Below are 13,739 nucleotides of genomic sequence, written 5' to 3' on the forward strand. Positions count from 1 at the left end.
AGCCCATCGGACGCTCAACCCAACTCACGGAATCGCCATGACCCAAGCCGCCGACGTCATTCCACCCTATGAACCCGCCGCACCGCGGGCGGTCGATCACAATCGCCATCTGCCCCTGTCAGCGCCTTTTGCCTGGCTCGCCGCCGGCTGGCGCGACCTCTGGTCGAACCCCATGCCAAGCCTCGCCTATGGCTCTGGGGTCGTTCTCGTCTCCTGGGGCATCATCTCTTTGATGTTCACCTATGGCTGGGCCCAGATCCTGTTTCCGGCACTGGCCGGCTTCCTCGTGGTCGGTCCGCTTCTCGCCACCGGCCTATATGAAAAGAGCCGGCGCCTCGCCGCCCGCAAGAAGGTAACGCTCTGGGACATGCTGTTCCCGCGCGGCGGCATGCATCTGTTCTTCGTCGGCGCCGTCTTGATGACGCTGATGCTGGTCTGGGTGCGCGCTGCCGTGCTGCTCTATGCCCTGTTCTTCGGCTGGCGCGCTTTTCCCGGCTTTGACCAGATCATCCAGACGCTGCTGACCACGCCCGAGGGCATTGGCCTCCTCGCTGTCGGCACGGCGGTAGGCGGGCTCTTTGCCGCCTTCTCCTTTGCCATTGGCGCCTTCTCCATTCCCATGGTGCTGGACCAGAAGCTCGATGCCTTCTCGGCCATGGGCATGTCGCTGTCGCTGGTCACCAACAATCTCGGCCCGGCCCTGATCTGGGCCGCCCTGGTGGTGGGCCTCGTGATCGTCAGCCTGCTCACCGGGTTTTTGGGGCTGATCATCATCTTCCCGCTGCTCGGCCACGCCACCTGGCACGCCTATCTGGCGGTGCGCGAGGAATAGAGCAACACCTGCGGATTTCGGACCATGACCTGCTGCGCACCCCCGCCTGCCTTTGTCGAAGCCCTTGCCGGGGGGCCCAATCGGGGCCCTTCGGACAATGAGGTGCGCCTGGCCAGCCGGGCGCTCGAGGCAGATCTCCGGCAGTCCGAATTCGCTGCCCCGGCCATCCATTGCGGCGGCTGCATCCGCACCATCGAAGCGGCGCTCGATGCACTGCCCGGCGTGGTCTCGAGCCGGGTGAACCTTTCCAGCAAGCGCGTCACCGTGCGCTGGCGCGACGCGGGCATGGTGCCGCCCATGGTCCACCGCATGGTCGAATTGGGCTATGAACCCAACCTCTTCTCGCTCGAGGAAGCCGGCAAGGATGCCGGACTTTCGGCGATGATCCGAGCGCTTGCCGTTGCCGCCTTCTGCTCGATGAACATCATGATGTTCTCCGGCTCGGTCTGGGCCGGCGCCGACGGAGCGACGCGCGATATCCTGCACTGGATCTGTGCCGCACTGACCCTGCCGGCACTGCTCTATTCCGGCCGGGTTTTCTACCAGTCGGCCTGGACGGCGCTGCGTGCGGGCCACACCAATATGGACGTGCCGATCACCATCGGCATCCTCATGGCCTTCGCGCTCAGCCTCTACGACACCGTGTTTTCCGGCACCGAAGTCTATTACGATGCCGTCGCCTCGCTGATCTTCTTCCTGCTCATCGGCCGGGCACTCGACCATGCCATGCGCGAACGCGCCCGCACCGCCGTCAAGGGCCTGGCACGCTTGGCGCCGGCAGGCGCGCTGGTGCTGGAGGGCGAGGGCGGCCCCGCCTTCCTGCCGCTGGCCGAGATTCGCCCCGGCATGGTGATCGCCGTCGGCCCGAGCGAGCGCATTCCCGTCGATGGCGACGTGGTCACCGGCCAGAGTGAAATCGACAAGAGCCTATTGACCGGCGAAAGCCTGCCCGAAACCGCCGGCCCCGGACAGGCCGTACCGGCCGGCGCGCTCAATCTCAGCGCGGCCATCGCCATTCGCGCCACTGCCGACGAGAAGAATTCCACTCTCAACCAATTGGTGCAGCTGCTCGACGATGCCGAATCCAGCCGCAACCGCTATCGCCGCATTGCCGATCGCGCCGCCACCTTCTATTCGCCCGTCGTGCATCTGGCCGCCTTCCTCGCCTTTATCGGCTGGATGGTGTTCAACGGCGACCTGCACCATGCCACCACCATCGCCATTGCCGTCCTGATCATCACCTGCCCCTGTGCTCTCGGCCTGGCCGTGCCCATGGTGCAGGTGGTGGCGGCCAAGCGCCTGTTCGAAGCCGGGATCATGGTCAAGGACGGGGCGGCGCTGGAGCGGTTGGCCGAGGTCGACACCGTCGTCTTCGACAAGACCGGCACGCTGACCACCGGCCTCGCCCGCCCCATTGCCAGCCTCGCCGAGCCGGGCAGTCTCGGCATTGCCGCCAGCCTTGCCGCCCGCTCGCGTCATCCCTATTCGATCGCCATCGCCCATGCCTTTGCCGCGACGCCCGACCTCGACTGGCAGGATGTGACCGAGCATCCCGGCCTCGGCGTGGAAGCGCGGCTCGATGGGCGGATCTATCGCCTCGGCCGCATGGGCTGGTCGGGCCCCAATGACGGGAGCGAAGCCGGCACCGTGCTGTCGCGAAACGGCGAATTCTGCGTCGCCTTTGCCTTCGAAGACCAGTTGCGACCTCAGGCGGCGACCTCTGCCGAGCGCCTGCATCGGCTGGGCTACCAGACGCTGGTGCTGTCCGGCGACCGCCCGGCTCTGGTATCGCGGCTGGCGGCAAAGCTAGGCATGGACAGCGAAGGCGGGCTGTTGCCCGAGGAAAAACTTGCGCGCATCGCTGCCCTCGAACAGTCCGGCCGTGTCGTGCTCATGGTGGGCGACGGGCTCAACGACACCCCGGCCATGGCCCGCGCCCATGTGTCCATGGCCCCGGCCAGCGCCATCGACATCGGCCGCAACGCCGCGGATTTCGTATTCCTGCGCAACGATCTCACCGCCATCCCCACCGCCCTTGCCGTGGCCCGCGAGGCGCGCCAACTGGTGCGGCAGAACCTTGTCCTCGCCTTGCTCTACAATGCCATTGCCCTGCCCATCGCCATTGCCGGGCTGGTCAATCCCTTCATGGCCGCCATCGCCATGTCGGCATCCTCGGTGGTCGTGGTGGTCAATGCCCTGCGCCTGGGATGGCACCCCTTCGGCAACCGGGTCAGGGCTCCCGGAAAGGCGGCTACAGCATGAACGATTTCTTCTATCTCATTCCCATCTCGATCATTCTGGGCTTTATCGGCCTCGTCGTCTTTCTCTGGACCCTGCGGGCCGGGCAATATGAGGACCTCGACGGCGCCTCCGAACGCATCCTCTATGACGAGGATGTGCCGCGCCCCGACAAACCTTCATGATCGCGCTCCAGCCAACCGAACCCGGCCGCTGGGCGGCGTTGCAGCGCTGTTATGGCCAGCTGCTGCAACTTTGCGATCAGCTTGAGGACATTGCCGATCGCCTGCCCGATAGGGTCACCGCCGCCGAAACCAAGGCCCTGGCAAAGGCGATCCTGGCCGCCTTGGCCGACACACATGCCGAAGAAGAACTGGCGCTGCTGCCGGCCCTGGCCATGTCCCCCAAGCCGGAATTGCGTCGCCTCGCTCAGCGCCTGCGCCAGGAGCACGATGCCGATACCCAATCGGCGCTCGAACTGGCCGAAGTGCTTGTCTCTCTCAACGGACGACAGCCGCTGCTGTCGCCCGATGCGACCGGCTATCTCCTGCGCGCCTTCTTCGAGAGCGTGCGACGGCATGTGCGCAGCGAACAGGATCTGCTTATCCTGCTCGATGCGATTCCCCCTGCGAGCGGAGCCCCGAATTGACCCAGTTCCTCCTGGCCCTGGCCATGTTCCTCGCCTTGCATTCGGTGCCGGCCATTCCCGCCATCCGCACGGTTCTGGTCGAGCGCCTGGGCCGCCGCGCCTATCTCGTGCTCTACTCACTTGTCTCGCTGGCCACATTGGGCTGGGTGTTCCACGCCGCCTTCCGGCTCGACTATGTGCCGCTCTGGGACCCGGCGCCCTGGCAGGCCTGGCTGGCGCTCATGGCCTCGCCTATCGCCCTGTTCCTGCTGGTCACCGGGCTGGTCAGCCCCAATCCGGCTTCCATCACCTTCCGGCGCGGCGACGCGGCCTATGGCGCCATAACCACGGTGACCCGCCACCCCGTGCTCTGGGGCTTCCTGCTCTGGGCCATCAACCACCTCGTCGCCAATGGCGATCTGCGCAGCCTCATGCTGTTCGGCGTGTTTGCGCTGTTCGCGCTTTTCGGCATGCTGATGGCCGAGCGGCGCGGCAGCAAACGCAATCCCGCCTGGAACGAGATCACCGCCACCACCTCGATTGTGCCTTTTGCCGCCGTCGTCGCCGGCCGCACGAGACTGCGGATCGACCGGGCTATGATCATCGGCTTTATCATCGCCCTTGCCCTCACCATCTGGCTGCTCTCGGGCGGGCATGCGGCAATTTTCGGCGCTGATCCGCTGGCCATGGCGACGGCCTGACCGGCAACGCCTCAGGGTTTTTCGCCACCAGACGCATCCATCCGTCCCGTTGGACCGTATATCGGGAAAAGCGGAGACGAGATCATGGCTGGCAGCAACGAGAAAATCTGGATCATTGGCGGCAGTGCCGGCATCGGCGCCGCCTTGGCCGAAGCCTATGCCCAACGCGGCGCGACCCTGGTGCTCTCCGGCCGCGACCAGGCCGCCCTCGACCAGCAGGTGGCCAAACTGGGGCCCGGCCATAGTGGCGCCAAGGCCGATATCGGCGATCGGGAAAGCCTTGAGCGCGTGGCGAGCCAGTTCGGCCCATTCGAGCGGGTTATCGTCACCGCCGCCATCTACGATCCCGGCCCGGTCATGCAGGCCGATGCCGACAAGGCGGCAAAGATCTTCGCGACCAATCTCGGCGGCACGTTCAACGCGGTGCGCGCCGCCGTGCCCAGCCTGCGCCCAGGCGGGCAATTGGTGCTGTTCGGCTCGGCGGCGGCAATTTTCGGATTGCCCAATGGGCAGGTCTATTCGGCTACCAAGGCGGGCATCGTCAATCTGGCGCAAAGCCTGCGCAGCGAATTATGGCCGGGGGTCGATACGCGCCTGGTCACCCCCGGCTTCGTGCGCACCCGCCTGACCGATCAGAACACCTTTGCCATGCCGGCCATGCTGGAAGTGGACGATGCCGCCGCCCGCATCATCAAGGGGCTGGATGGCAAGCGCTTCGAAATCGCCTTTCCGCGCCGGCTGATCTGGCCGCTGCGGCTTCTGGCACGCCTGCCCCACGCCATCGCCTTTGCCCTGGCGGGCCGGCTCAAAGGGTGAAGCGCGCCACCCAATAGCCGGCCAGGGCCGAAATGCCGGTCAGGAACCCGCCCCACAGCACATCCACCAGGCTCACCTTCCAGGACCAGTCCTTGATGGTGGCCAGGTTGGTCATGTCATAGGTGCCATAGGCAATCAGTCCCAGTCCGATGCCGGCCAGGAGCGCCCAGAGCCAGGACTGGTGGTTGAGGGCCGGCAGCACCGCGAAGAACACCACACCCACCACATAGAACAGATAGAACACCGCCGCTGGGACCAGGTTGGGCCGCTCCAGCAGCACATGCCCGATCTCGGACCGGTAAAACCCCAATGCGACGAAGGATAGCCAGACGAAATCCAGCGCGAAGAACACGACGGCCGACCCCACATAGGCGGCAATGAACGTCATCAGGGAATAACCGGCCAGCATCGCGTCCTCCTCAAATCCCCAGGAATGGTTGAACCAGGCGCACCAGGCGACTGCTGAAGCGCAGCGGCGCATCGGTCACGGCGAGGCAGATGCAATCCTCGTCCCTGTCCGCCACCGGCTGATGCGTCAGTTCGCCATCCGCCTCTTCGATATCGCCGGGGCCGAAATGATCGACCTCGTCGTGAAAACTGCCCGTCAGCACCAGGGTCAGCTCGCGCCCGCCATGGCTGTGCTCGGGCACCGGCTTGCCGGCAGGAATGCGCAGCAGCCTGACCTGGGTTTCCCGGTCGCCGGTAGGGATCAGCACCTGATGGGCCGTGCCGATATTGCGCCATTTGAGGGCGTCGATATCACCCACATAGCTGCGCAGCGGCTCGGGAATGACCGCATGAGCAGGGCGCTTGCGCGCGATCGGTGGCGCCACTTGCCTGGGTGCGTCATCGAGCCGTGCACGCATCCGCTCCCAGGCATTGGCAGGGCCCGCAACGGGGGCAATCGTGTCGATCAGCGCCCCACCGGCGGCTTCGGCCAGCGCCAGGCGCGCCCGGCAATCGGGGCACATGGCCAGGTGGCAGGCCACCGCAATGGACCAGCCCTCGGCCAGGTGGCCTGCGGCATATTCGACCAGCAGCTCGTCGCTCAAATGGTGTTTGATGCTCATCTCAAGCTCTCCAGCGCCGTTCTGAGGCGCCCGAAGGCCAGGCGGATTCTGGATTTGACCGTGCCGATCGGCAGGCCAAGCTCTTTGGCAATGGTGCTATGGGAAGCCTCTTCGAAAAAAGACAGGCGGATAAGATCCACCTGCTCCTTGGGGAGGGTTGCGAGCGCCCGGTGCAAGGCGTCGTGGCTTTGCCTGTCTTCCATGACCCGCGCCGCGTCGGGCAGCGGTTCGCTGACAAAGGCAGGGTCTTCGGGATTGAATTCGGGCCGACGCTGCTTGCGCCAGGCATCGATCCAGATATTGCGGGCGATGGTGAAGATCCACGCCGATGCCGGACCGCGCGCCGGATCGAACTGACCGGCCTTGCGCCAGATGGTCAGCATGGTTTCCTGCATCAGGTCTTCGGCAGCCTGGCCATTGCGCGTCAGTTTGAGCATATAGGCGCGGATGCGTGGACTATATTGTTCGAACAGCGCCTCGAAAGCGGCCATGTCGGCATGGGCTGCGATGGCCACCAGATAGGGTGCCATATCATCCGCCGGCGGCGTGAGGCCGCTGTCCTTGCTTGCTGTCAATGGCGGATTTCCATGCTGGGCGCGCGCCAAAGGGCGTCGGCGTTTCTTGAACGCGCTATCTTCGCATGTCCCGACCAGTGGGTAAATTGCCAGTGTCATGCCGGCTAATACGCCCCCTTTCGGCGGGCGGATCACCACAGACCAGCGAAAATCTTGTCAGCGGCAATGGCGGCAAAAGAATTCGGCCCGGACATGATCCGAAAGCGCGTCTCGCGCGTATCTACTGCAAAGAAACCGGGACTAGATAGATGTTTCAATCGCCAGAGCCGTTCAACCGCTCCGTGCCGCCGCGCCAGCGCATTGCCGTCATCGGCAGCGGCGTTTCCGGGCTGTCGGCCGCCTGGCAATTGTCCAAGACGGCCGATGTCGTGCTCTATGAAGCCGATGCGCGCCTGGGTGGCCATGCCAACACCATTGACGTTGACGGCACGGGTCCGGTCGATACCGGCTTCATCGTCTATAACAACGCCAATTACCCCAATTTCCAGGCCATGCTCGCCCATCTCGGCGTCGATAGCGTGGCCACCGAAATGTCGTTCTCGGCCTCGCTGGAACAGGGCAATTTCGAATATTGCGGCGAAGGCCTCTCCGGCATGCTGGCCCAGCGTCGTAATGCTTTCCGACCGCGCTTCTGGAGCCTGCTCCGCGATCTCATCCGCTTCTACCGCGAAGCCCCCGATGTCCTTGATCAGCCCGACATGCGCGGCCTGACGCTGGACGAATATCTGCGCATGCAGCGCTATTCGCGATCCTTCGTCGAGGGCCACCTGCTGCCCATGGCCGCGGCGATCTGGTCGTCCACCGCCGAGGATATTCGCGCCTATCCGCTCTTTGCCTTCGTGCGCTTCTTCGAAAGCCACGGCCTGCTCAAGCTGACCGCCCGTCCGCTCTGGCGCACCGTCACCGGCGGCAGCCGTGCCTATATCGGGGCGCTGATGAACCAGTTCTCAGGCGAAGTGCGCCTCTCGAGCCCGGTGACCTCGGTCGAGCGCGATGCCACCGGGGTGACCATACGCGACGGCAAGGGCAATACCGACCGCTTCGACCAGATCCTGATCGCCGCCCATGCCGACCAGGCCCTGAAAATGCTCGACAAGCCGACTGCGCTCGAAAGCGAATTGCTCGGGGCCTTCGAATATACCCGCAATATTGCGGTGCTGCACAGCGATGCCAGCTATATGCCGCGCCGTCGCAAGGTCTGGTGCTGCTGGAACTACATCGCCATGGGCGAGGAGAAGGAGGCCCCGCTCTGCGTCAGCTACTGGATGAACAAGCTGCAGCACCTGCCCGGGCGCGATCTCTTCGTTACCCTCAACCCGCCGGGCAATCCGGAGGGTGAAGTGGCCCGCTTCGACTATACCCATCCCCTTTTCAACACCCGCGCCATCGAAGCGCAGGAAAATCTCTGGCGCCTGCAGGGTCAGAACCGCACCTGGTATTGCGGCGCCTATTTCGGCCGTGGTTTCCATGAGGATGGTCTGCAGGCTGGCTTGGCCGCCGCCGAGGACATGGGCGCACCCGCCCGCCCCTGGATGCTGGCCAATCCTTCGAACCGCATCACCCTAGCCCCCATCCCGGCGATGGTCGCGTGACCACCGCCTCGGCCATCTATGTCGGCCATGTGGTGCACCAGCGGCATCGGCCCAAAAAGCACGCGCTGCGCTATCGCGTGTTCTCGCTGCTGATCGATCTCGACGACTTGCCTCGGCTCAACCAGCTGCGCCTCTTCGGGCACAACCGGCCTTCTCTGTTCTCGTTTCGCGATGCCGATCACGGCCATGGCCAGACGCCTCGCGACTGGGTGTTCGCCCAGCTGCGCGCGCATGGCCTGCCCGAACCAACCAGCATTCGCCTGCTCTGCTATCCGCGCATCCTTGGCTACGTGTTCAATCCCCTGACCGTCTGGTTCTGCGCCGATGCCGCGGGCAAGAGCATCGCCACCATCTACGAGGTGCACAACACCTTCGGCGAGCGCCACACCTATGTGCTGCCGGCGGGCGCCGAGCAGACATGCAGCAAGACCTTTTACGTCTCCCCCTTCATCGGCATGGATTGCCAATATGCCTTCTCCATCCTCGAACCGGGCGAGAAGGTGCGGGTGGCCATCGACGAGACGGAAAAAGGCGAGCGGCTTCTGTACGCCGCCTTTGCCGGCAAGCGGCACGAGTTCACCGACAGAACCCTGTTTGGCCTCTTCTTCAGCCATCCACTGATGACGCTGAAGGTGACCCTGGGCATTCACTGGGAAGCGCTGCGCCTCCTGCTCAAGGGGATAAAATTCCACCCGCACCGGCCCAAGAATTCGCCTTCGGCCTAAAAGGACGGTGGGCGCTGCGACAACGTAGTGCAGTCCAACACCATTGTACTTGGCCACAATCAGGCCGATCTTGATGTCAGAAATGTCACGGTCAGGACTGCCATGCGCCTCACCCAGTTCACCGACTATGCGCTGCGCCTGTTGATCTATGCCGCCACAAATGGCGAGCGCCTCGTCACCATTGAAGAGGCCTCCGACGTCTATGGCATTTCCCGCAACCACCTGATGAAGGTCGCCAATCTTCTGACACGCGAAGGCTATCTGCGCGCCGTGCGCGGTCGCTCCGGCGGCTTGACCCTGGCCCGACCCGCCACCGAGATCAATCTGGGCGCAGTGGTGCGCGCCACCGAGCCCGATTTCGCCATGGTCGAATGCTTCGCCGCCGACAACCGCTGCCGCATCACCCCCGGCTGCCGCCTCAAGACCATCCTGAACCGCGCGCTCAAGGCCTTCATCGCCGAACTCGACCAACACAGCCTCGCCGACCTCGCCGTCGACCCCGCACTCTTCGGCATCGAACACTCAGCCTGACCACCGCCGCACTCCACCGCCTGGCCTTGAAAATGCGTTGCGATCCTGGCTTCTGCCCTTCACTCTCCAAAAGGTGAGGAAGGCGCGCCTCCCCTAGAGCTTTCACGTTCTGGTTGATGCGGCTCCATCGCCCCTCCCCCTTGAGGAAAGGGAGGCAAAAGAGGCCTGAGTGCACCTCAGTTTGCAATGGTCCAGGCAAAGCCCGAACCCGCGGCCTCAGGCGTCGTCGCCGCCGCCGTGGTCGCGAACTGGGGTGGGTTCGGGGGTGGGGGGCTGTTCGTGGGGGCGGCCGAAATCGGCGGCGGCGGTTTCCTGGCCGGCATTGATGATCGAGCGGCGGATGGCGCGGGTGCGGGTGAACAGGGCTTCGAGCGCCGGGCCGTCGCCGGTGCGCACCGCCCGTTGCAGCCGTGACAGGTCTTCATTGAAGCGGCCGAGCATTTCCAGCACCGCATCACGATTGGTGAGGAACACGTCGCGCCACATCACCGGATCGGAGGCGGCGATACGGGTGAAGTCACGGAAGCCCGAGGCAGAAAACTTGATCACCTCGGACTTGGTATCGGCTTCGAGATCGGCCACCGTGCCCACGATATTGTAGGCGATGAGGTGCGGAATATGGCTGGTAATGGCCAGCACCATGTCGTGATGGGCTGCATCCATGCATTCCACCATCGAGCCCATGGCCTGCCAGAAGCCGACGAGCCTGTCAGTCGCCGCCTGCGGCACGCCGGCGGTGGGGGTGAGGACGCACCAGCGCCCCGCAAACAGTTCGGCAAAGCCGGCCGAGGGGCCGGAATGCTCGGTGCCGGCAATGGGGTGGCCGGGAATGAAATGCACCCCGGCAGGCACATGCGGGCCGACGACCTTGACCACATGCTCCTTGACGGAGCCGACATCGGAGACGATGGCGCCCGGCTCCAGTGCCGGCGCGATGGCTTCGGCCAGCGCCGCATAGGCCCCGACCGGGGCGCAGAGAATGACGAGATCGGCGCCGCGCACCGCTTCGGCGGCGTCGAGCGTGTAGATATCGCCCAGGTTCAATTCCCGGGCTTCATCGAGCGTTTCCTGGCGCCGTGTGGCGATGGAGATCACTTCCACCAGCCCCTGCCGCCGCGCCGCCAGGGCAATAGAGGAGCCGATGAGACCGATGCCGATAAGGGCGAGCTTCTTAAAATGTGCGCTCATTGTGCGCCCCCGAATGCCTTGAGCACCTTGGCGACGCCCTGCATGGCCGCCTCCGGTCCGATGGAAATGCGCAGCCCATTGGCAATGCCATAGGAGGCGCCGATTTCCCGCACGATATAGCCGGCCTCGACCAGGGTCTTAAACGCCGCTGCGGCAATCTCGGGGGTGTCGAACAGCACCATAACGAAATTGGCCTGGCTGGGGATGACGCGCATGGCGTTGGAGTGGAGCTCGGCGGTGAGCCAGTCGCGCCATCTGGCATTGAAGTCGCACAAGGCCTGGGTGAAGGCGACGTCACGCGTGGCGGCGGCCCCGGCCAGTTGCGCCGGCAGATTGACATTGAACGGGCCGCGAATGCGGTTGATGGCGTCGACCACATGGTCGGGCCCCACCATCCAGCCGATGCGCGCCGCCGCCAGGCCCATCTTGGAGAAGGTGCGCACCATGACGACATTCTGATGCGCGCCGACCAGATCGAGCCCCACCGAATAGTCAGCGGCCGTCACATATTCGGCATAGGCACTGTCGATGACGAGCAGGATATCGGGGCGGAGACCGGCATGCAGCCGCGCCACCTCGTCTGCATTGAGATAGGTGCCGGTGGGATTGTTGGGATTGGCCAGCCAGACCACCTTGGTGCGGGGCGTTACCGCCGCCAGCAGCGCATCGACATCGGCGCAATAGTCACGCTCGTCGACCATGATAATCTGGGCGCCGGTCGCCCTGGTGATGATCGGATAGACCGAAAAACCGTAGCGGTTCATCACCGCTTCGTCGCCCTCGCCGAGATAGACTTGTGCCAACAGGTGCAAGAGATCATCCGAGCCATTGCCGCAGACGATGCTATCGGGATTGACGCCATGCACTTCGCCCAGCGCCTCGCGCAGCAGCCGCGACGTGCCCTCGGGATAGATTTCGAGCTTTTCGGCGGCGGCGGCAAAGGCGGCGATCGCCTTGGGGCTGGCGCCGAGCGGGGATTCATTGGCCGAGAGCTTGATCGCATTGCTGCCCGGCTTGCCGGACTTGCCCGGCATATAGGGCGCAATATCGAGAATACCGGGCTGCGGTGTGGGGCGGACGGTTTCGGACATGATGGTCTTCGCGAAAGGGCAGGGAAAGCCGCGCGGACCATAGTGAAACCGCGCCCTAAAGGCAAAGCCTCTATGCGTTGCGGGCCGTCGCCGCCGACAGGCCCGGCAGGCGCACATAGCGCTCGGCACGCTTGCGCCGGGGAATGGCGGGAAACGCCTCCTTGCGGGCACGCACGCAGATCGCCCCGCTCATCGCCGGCCCGAACAGGCGCCCGAAGCGCTCGAAAAAGCGGGTGGATTTGAGCACCAGGCCCGATTGCACCGGCGGCACGAACAGGGCATCGCGCCAGGCCTCGGGCACGAAGCTATGATCGCGCAGCAGTTTTTCCAATTGCCCGCCGGAATAGGGATTGCCCTGCCCGAACGGGGTATTGTCGCGCTGGGCCCAGATGCCGCGGCGGCGCGGCACCACCAGCACCAGATGGCCATTGGGCGCCGTCACGCGCCACAGTTCGCGCATCAGCTCTTCGGCATCGGCGACATGCTCGAGAGCGTGGATGGCAATGGTCAGATCGATCGCCGCATCGGTGAGCGGCATCTCCAGCGGATCGCAGAGTACCGTGCAGGACGGGCCCTCGCGCGGCCAGGCCGAGGCCCCCTGGCGGGCCGGCATGAAGGCCAGCACCCGCTCGGCCGGTTCGAGCGCGAATCGCAGATAGGGCGTGGCAAAACCCAGCCCCAGCACCCGCTTGCTGCGCACATCGCCGGCCAGGGCCATCACCTGTTCACGCACCAGCGCCCGCGAAATGCGGCCCAGGGGGGACTTGTAATAGCCGATGAGGCGCGAAACATCGCTGGTCATGGCTGGGACTGTGCCAAAGCCCCGTGAACTTGTCCAATCCAAGGTTGTATTGCGCCCGCCCACTCCCTAGCTTGCGGGCAAACCGCAGAACCAAGGAGATGAAGATGGCCCTGATCGTGGATGTCTTTCCCGCCCGCAGCGACAATTTCGGCTATTTGGTGCATGACCAGGCCAGTGGCCGCACCGCCGCCATCGACGCCCCCGAAGCCGCCGCCATCCGCAACGCCCTCATCCACCGTGGCTGGACGCTGACCGACATTTTCATCACCCACCACCATATCGACCATGTCGAGGCCATTGCCGAGCTCAAGGCCGCCTTCGGCGCCCGCGTGGTCGGCCCGCGCGATGAAGCCGACAAGATCGAGGGGCTGGACGAGTTGGTAGGCGACGGTGACACGATCGAACTCGGCGACACCAGCTTTGCAGTGATGGCCACCCCCGGCCACACGCTGGGACACGTGGTGTTCTACAATGCCGAGGGCGGGCACCTGTTCTCCGCCGATGCGCTGTTCTCGCTGGGCGTGGGCCGCATGTTCGAGGGCACGCCCGGCCCGATGTGGGAAGGGGTCAAGCGCCTGCGCGCGTTGCCGGACGAAACGCTGGTCTATTGCGGCCACGAATATACCGAGAGCAATGCCCGCTTCGCCCTCTTCATCGATCCGGACAATGCCGTGCTGCAAAAGCGCGCCGACGAGGTCAAGGCGCTGCGGCTGGCCGGCCGGGCCACCATTCCCTTCACTCTGGGCGAGGACAAAAGAGCCAACCCCTTCATGCGCGCCGACGCCCCCGAACTGGCCCGACACTATGGCCTTGAAGGCGCCGACCCCGCAGAGGTTTTTGCCGCGATCCGCAAGGGCAAGGACAATTTTTGATTTGGGGGCGCGCGGGGCTTCGGCTGCTGCTCCCCTCCACCTTTAGCGCATGTGGGTTGGAGCGGGCTGCCCCCCCCC

16 protein-coding genes are annotated in these 13,739 nt (G+C 64.8%); 10 read left to right on the forward strand and 6 right to left on the reverse strand.

Translation table 11 applies throughout. The features are described from left to right. The first annotated feature begins 37 nt into the window (after positions 1-37). From DEVEQU_RS04330 to DEVEQU_RS04355, 6 genes are all read left to right on the forward strand, one after another. A complete protein-coding gene (locus tag DEVEQU_RS04330; protein WP_126149347.1) occupies positions 38-832 on the forward strand; it encodes a DUF2189 domain-containing protein in 795 nt (264 codons plus the stop codon). Positions 833-856: 24 nt separating this feature from the next. After that, positions 857-3,094, forward strand: coding sequence for a heavy metal translocating P-type ATPase (locus DEVEQU_RS04335; protein WP_126149348.1), 2,238 nt, complete (start codon positions 857-859; stop codon positions 3,092-3,094). After that, a complete protein-coding gene (ccoS, locus tag DEVEQU_RS04340; protein ID WP_126149349.1) occupies positions 3,091-3,255 on the forward strand; it encodes a cbb3-type cytochrome oxidase assembly protein CcoS in 165 nt (54 codons plus the stop codon). Before DEVEQU_RS04335 ends, ccoS begins: the two co-directional genes overlap by 4 nt. Continuing rightward, complete coding sequence (locus tag DEVEQU_RS04345) at positions 3,252-3,719, forward strand: hemerythrin domain-containing protein (RefSeq protein WP_126149350.1); 468 nt, start codon at positions 3,252-3,254, stop codon at positions 3,717-3,719. The genes ccoS and DEVEQU_RS04345 overlap by 4 nt, the downstream gene beginning before the upstream one ends. Then, positions 3,716-4,399, forward strand: coding sequence for an NnrU family protein (locus DEVEQU_RS04350; protein WP_126149351.1), 684 nt, complete (start codon positions 3,716-3,718; stop codon positions 4,397-4,399). Before DEVEQU_RS04345 ends, DEVEQU_RS04350 begins: the two co-directional genes overlap by 4 nt. Positions 4,400-4,483: 84 nt before the next feature. Further along, positions 4,484-5,215 carry an SDR family NAD(P)-dependent oxidoreductase gene (locus DEVEQU_RS04355; protein WP_126149352.1) on the forward strand — a complete coding sequence of 244 codons (732 nt, stop codon included), beginning with the start codon at positions 4,484-4,486 and terminating at the stop codon, positions 5,213-5,215. Here DEVEQU_RS04355 and DEVEQU_RS04360 read toward each other — a convergent pair. From DEVEQU_RS04360 to DEVEQU_RS04370, 3 genes are read right to left on the reverse strand one after another with little or no spacing between them, the layout of a single operon-like run. Further along, a complete protein-coding gene (locus DEVEQU_RS04360) occupies positions 5,205-5,624 on the reverse strand; it encodes a DUF2177 family protein (protein WP_223214101.1) in 420 nt (139 codons plus the stop codon). The genes DEVEQU_RS04355 and DEVEQU_RS04360 overlap by 11 nt on opposite strands. Before the next feature lie 10 nt (positions 5,625-5,634). Continuing rightward, positions 5,635-6,285, reverse strand: a complete 651-nt coding sequence (locus tag DEVEQU_RS04365) for a ChrR family anti-sigma-E factor (RefSeq protein WP_126149353.1) — start codon at positions 6,283-6,285, stop codon at positions 5,635-5,637. Next, the gene (locus DEVEQU_RS04370) at positions 6,282-6,860 is read right to left on the reverse strand and encodes an RNA polymerase sigma factor (RefSeq protein ID WP_329601441.1); all 579 of its coding nucleotides are present in this window, start codon (positions 6,858-6,860) and stop codon (positions 6,282-6,284) included. The genes DEVEQU_RS04365 and DEVEQU_RS04370 overlap by 4 nt, the downstream gene beginning before the upstream one ends. A gap of 248 nt (positions 6,861-7,108) precedes the next feature. Between DEVEQU_RS04370 and DEVEQU_RS04375 the strand changes: the two genes are divergently transcribed. The 3 genes from DEVEQU_RS04375 (at position 7,109) to DEVEQU_RS04385 (ending at position 9,708) form a co-directional block, all read left to right on the forward strand. Continuing rightward, positions 7,109-8,452 (forward strand): NAD(P)/FAD-dependent oxidoreductase, encoded by a 1,344-nt coding sequence (locus DEVEQU_RS04375; protein WP_126149355.1) that lies wholly within the window; start codon positions 7,109-7,111, stop codon positions 8,450-8,452. Beyond that, the gene (locus tag DEVEQU_RS04380) at positions 8,449-9,177 is read left to right on the forward strand and encodes a DUF1365 domain-containing protein (RefSeq protein ID WP_126149356.1); all 729 of its coding nucleotides are present in this window, start codon (positions 8,449-8,451) and stop codon (positions 9,175-9,177) included. Before DEVEQU_RS04375 ends, DEVEQU_RS04380 begins: the two co-directional genes overlap by 4 nt. A 102-nt stretch (positions 9,178-9,279) precedes the next feature. Beyond that, positions 9,280-9,708 carry an Rrf2 family transcriptional regulator gene (locus DEVEQU_RS04385; protein ID WP_126149365.1) on the forward strand — a complete coding sequence of 143 codons (429 nt, stop codon included), beginning with the start codon at positions 9,280-9,282 and terminating at the stop codon, positions 9,706-9,708. A gap of 216 nt (positions 9,709-9,924) precedes the next feature. Here the strand turns inward: DEVEQU_RS04385 and DEVEQU_RS04390 are convergent, their stop codons facing one another. From DEVEQU_RS04390 to DEVEQU_RS04400, 3 genes are all read right to left on the reverse strand, one after another. Beyond that, positions 9,925-10,896, reverse strand: coding sequence for a prephenate/arogenate dehydrogenase family protein (locus DEVEQU_RS04390; protein ID WP_126149357.1), 972 nt, complete (start codon positions 10,894-10,896; stop codon positions 9,925-9,927). Continuing rightward, the gene (gene hisC, locus DEVEQU_RS04395; RefSeq protein WP_126149358.1) at positions 10,893-11,987 is read right to left on the reverse strand and encodes a histidinol-phosphate transaminase; all 1,095 of its coding nucleotides are present in this window, start codon (positions 11,985-11,987) and stop codon (positions 10,893-10,895) included. Before hisC ends, DEVEQU_RS04390 begins: the two co-directional genes overlap by 4 nt. A 70-nt stretch (positions 11,988-12,057) precedes the next feature. Beyond that, positions 12,058-12,789 carry a class I SAM-dependent methyltransferase gene (locus DEVEQU_RS04400; RefSeq protein WP_126149359.1) on the reverse strand — a complete coding sequence of 244 codons (732 nt, stop codon included), beginning with the start codon at positions 12,787-12,789 and terminating at the stop codon, positions 12,058-12,060. 104 nt (positions 12,790-12,893) lie between these two features. Here DEVEQU_RS04400 and gloB point away from each other — a divergent pair, with 104 nt between their 5' ends. Next, the gene (gloB, locus tag DEVEQU_RS04405; protein WP_386849565.1) at positions 12,894-13,661 is read left to right on the forward strand and encodes a hydroxyacylglutathione hydrolase; all 768 of its coding nucleotides are present in this window, start codon (positions 12,894-12,896) and stop codon (positions 13,659-13,661) included. Positions 13,662-13,739: the final 78 nt, after the last annotated feature.

Source organism: Devosia equisanguinis (assembly GCF_900631955.1).
Taxonomy (GTDB): Bacteria; Pseudomonadota; Alphaproteobacteria; order Rhizobiales; family Devosiaceae; genus Devosia; species Devosia equisanguinis.

Bases quoted from the DNA above. Each gene is read 5' to 3' on its own strand.
- hisC (WP_126149358.1), bottom strand. From the start codon at position 11,987: ATGTCCGAAACCGTCCGCCCCACACCGCAGCCCGGTATTCTCGATATT.
- DEVEQU_RS04390 (WP_126149357.1), bottom strand. From the start codon at position 10,896: ATGAGCGCACATTTTAAGAAGCTCGCCCTTATCGGCATCGGTCTCATC.
- DEVEQU_RS04330 (WP_126149347.1), top strand. From the start codon at position 38: ATGACCCAAGCCGCCGACGTCATTCCACCCTATGAACCCGCCGCACCG.
- DEVEQU_RS04355 (WP_126149352.1), top strand. From the start codon at position 4,484: ATGGCTGGCAGCAACGAGAAAATCTGGATCATTGGCGGCAGTGCCGGC.
- DEVEQU_RS04365 (WP_126149353.1), bottom strand. From the start codon at position 6,285: ATGAGCATCAAACACCATTTGAGCGACGAGCTGCTGGTCGAATATGCC.
- gloB (WP_386849565.1), top strand. From the start codon at position 12,894: ATGGCCCTGATCGTGGATGTCTTTCCCGCCCGCAGCGACAATTTCGGC.
- DEVEQU_RS04335 (WP_126149348.1), top strand. From the start codon at position 857: ATGACCTGCTGCGCACCCCCGCCTGCCTTTGTCGAAGCCCTTGCCGGG.
- DEVEQU_RS04360 (WP_223214101.1), bottom strand. From the start codon at position 5,624: ATGCTGGCCGGTTATTCCCTGATGACGTTCATTGCCGCCTATGTGGGG.
- DEVEQU_RS04375 (WP_126149355.1), top strand. From the start codon at position 7,109: ATGTTTCAATCGCCAGAGCCGTTCAACCGCTCCGTGCCGCCGCGCCAG.
- DEVEQU_RS04385 (WP_126149365.1), top strand. From the start codon at position 9,280: ATGCGCCTCACCCAGTTCACCGACTATGCGCTGCGCCTGTTGATCTAT.
- DEVEQU_RS04400 (WP_126149359.1), bottom strand. From the start codon at position 12,789: ATGACCAGCGATGTTTCGCGCCTCATCGGCTATTACAAGTCCCCCCTG.
- ccoS (WP_126149349.1), top strand. From the start codon at position 3,091: ATGAACGATTTCTTCTATCTCATTCCCATCTCGATCATTCTGGGCTTT.
- DEVEQU_RS04345 (WP_126149350.1), top strand. From the start codon at position 3,252: ATGATCGCGCTCCAGCCAACCGAACCCGGCCGCTGGGCGGCGTTGCAG.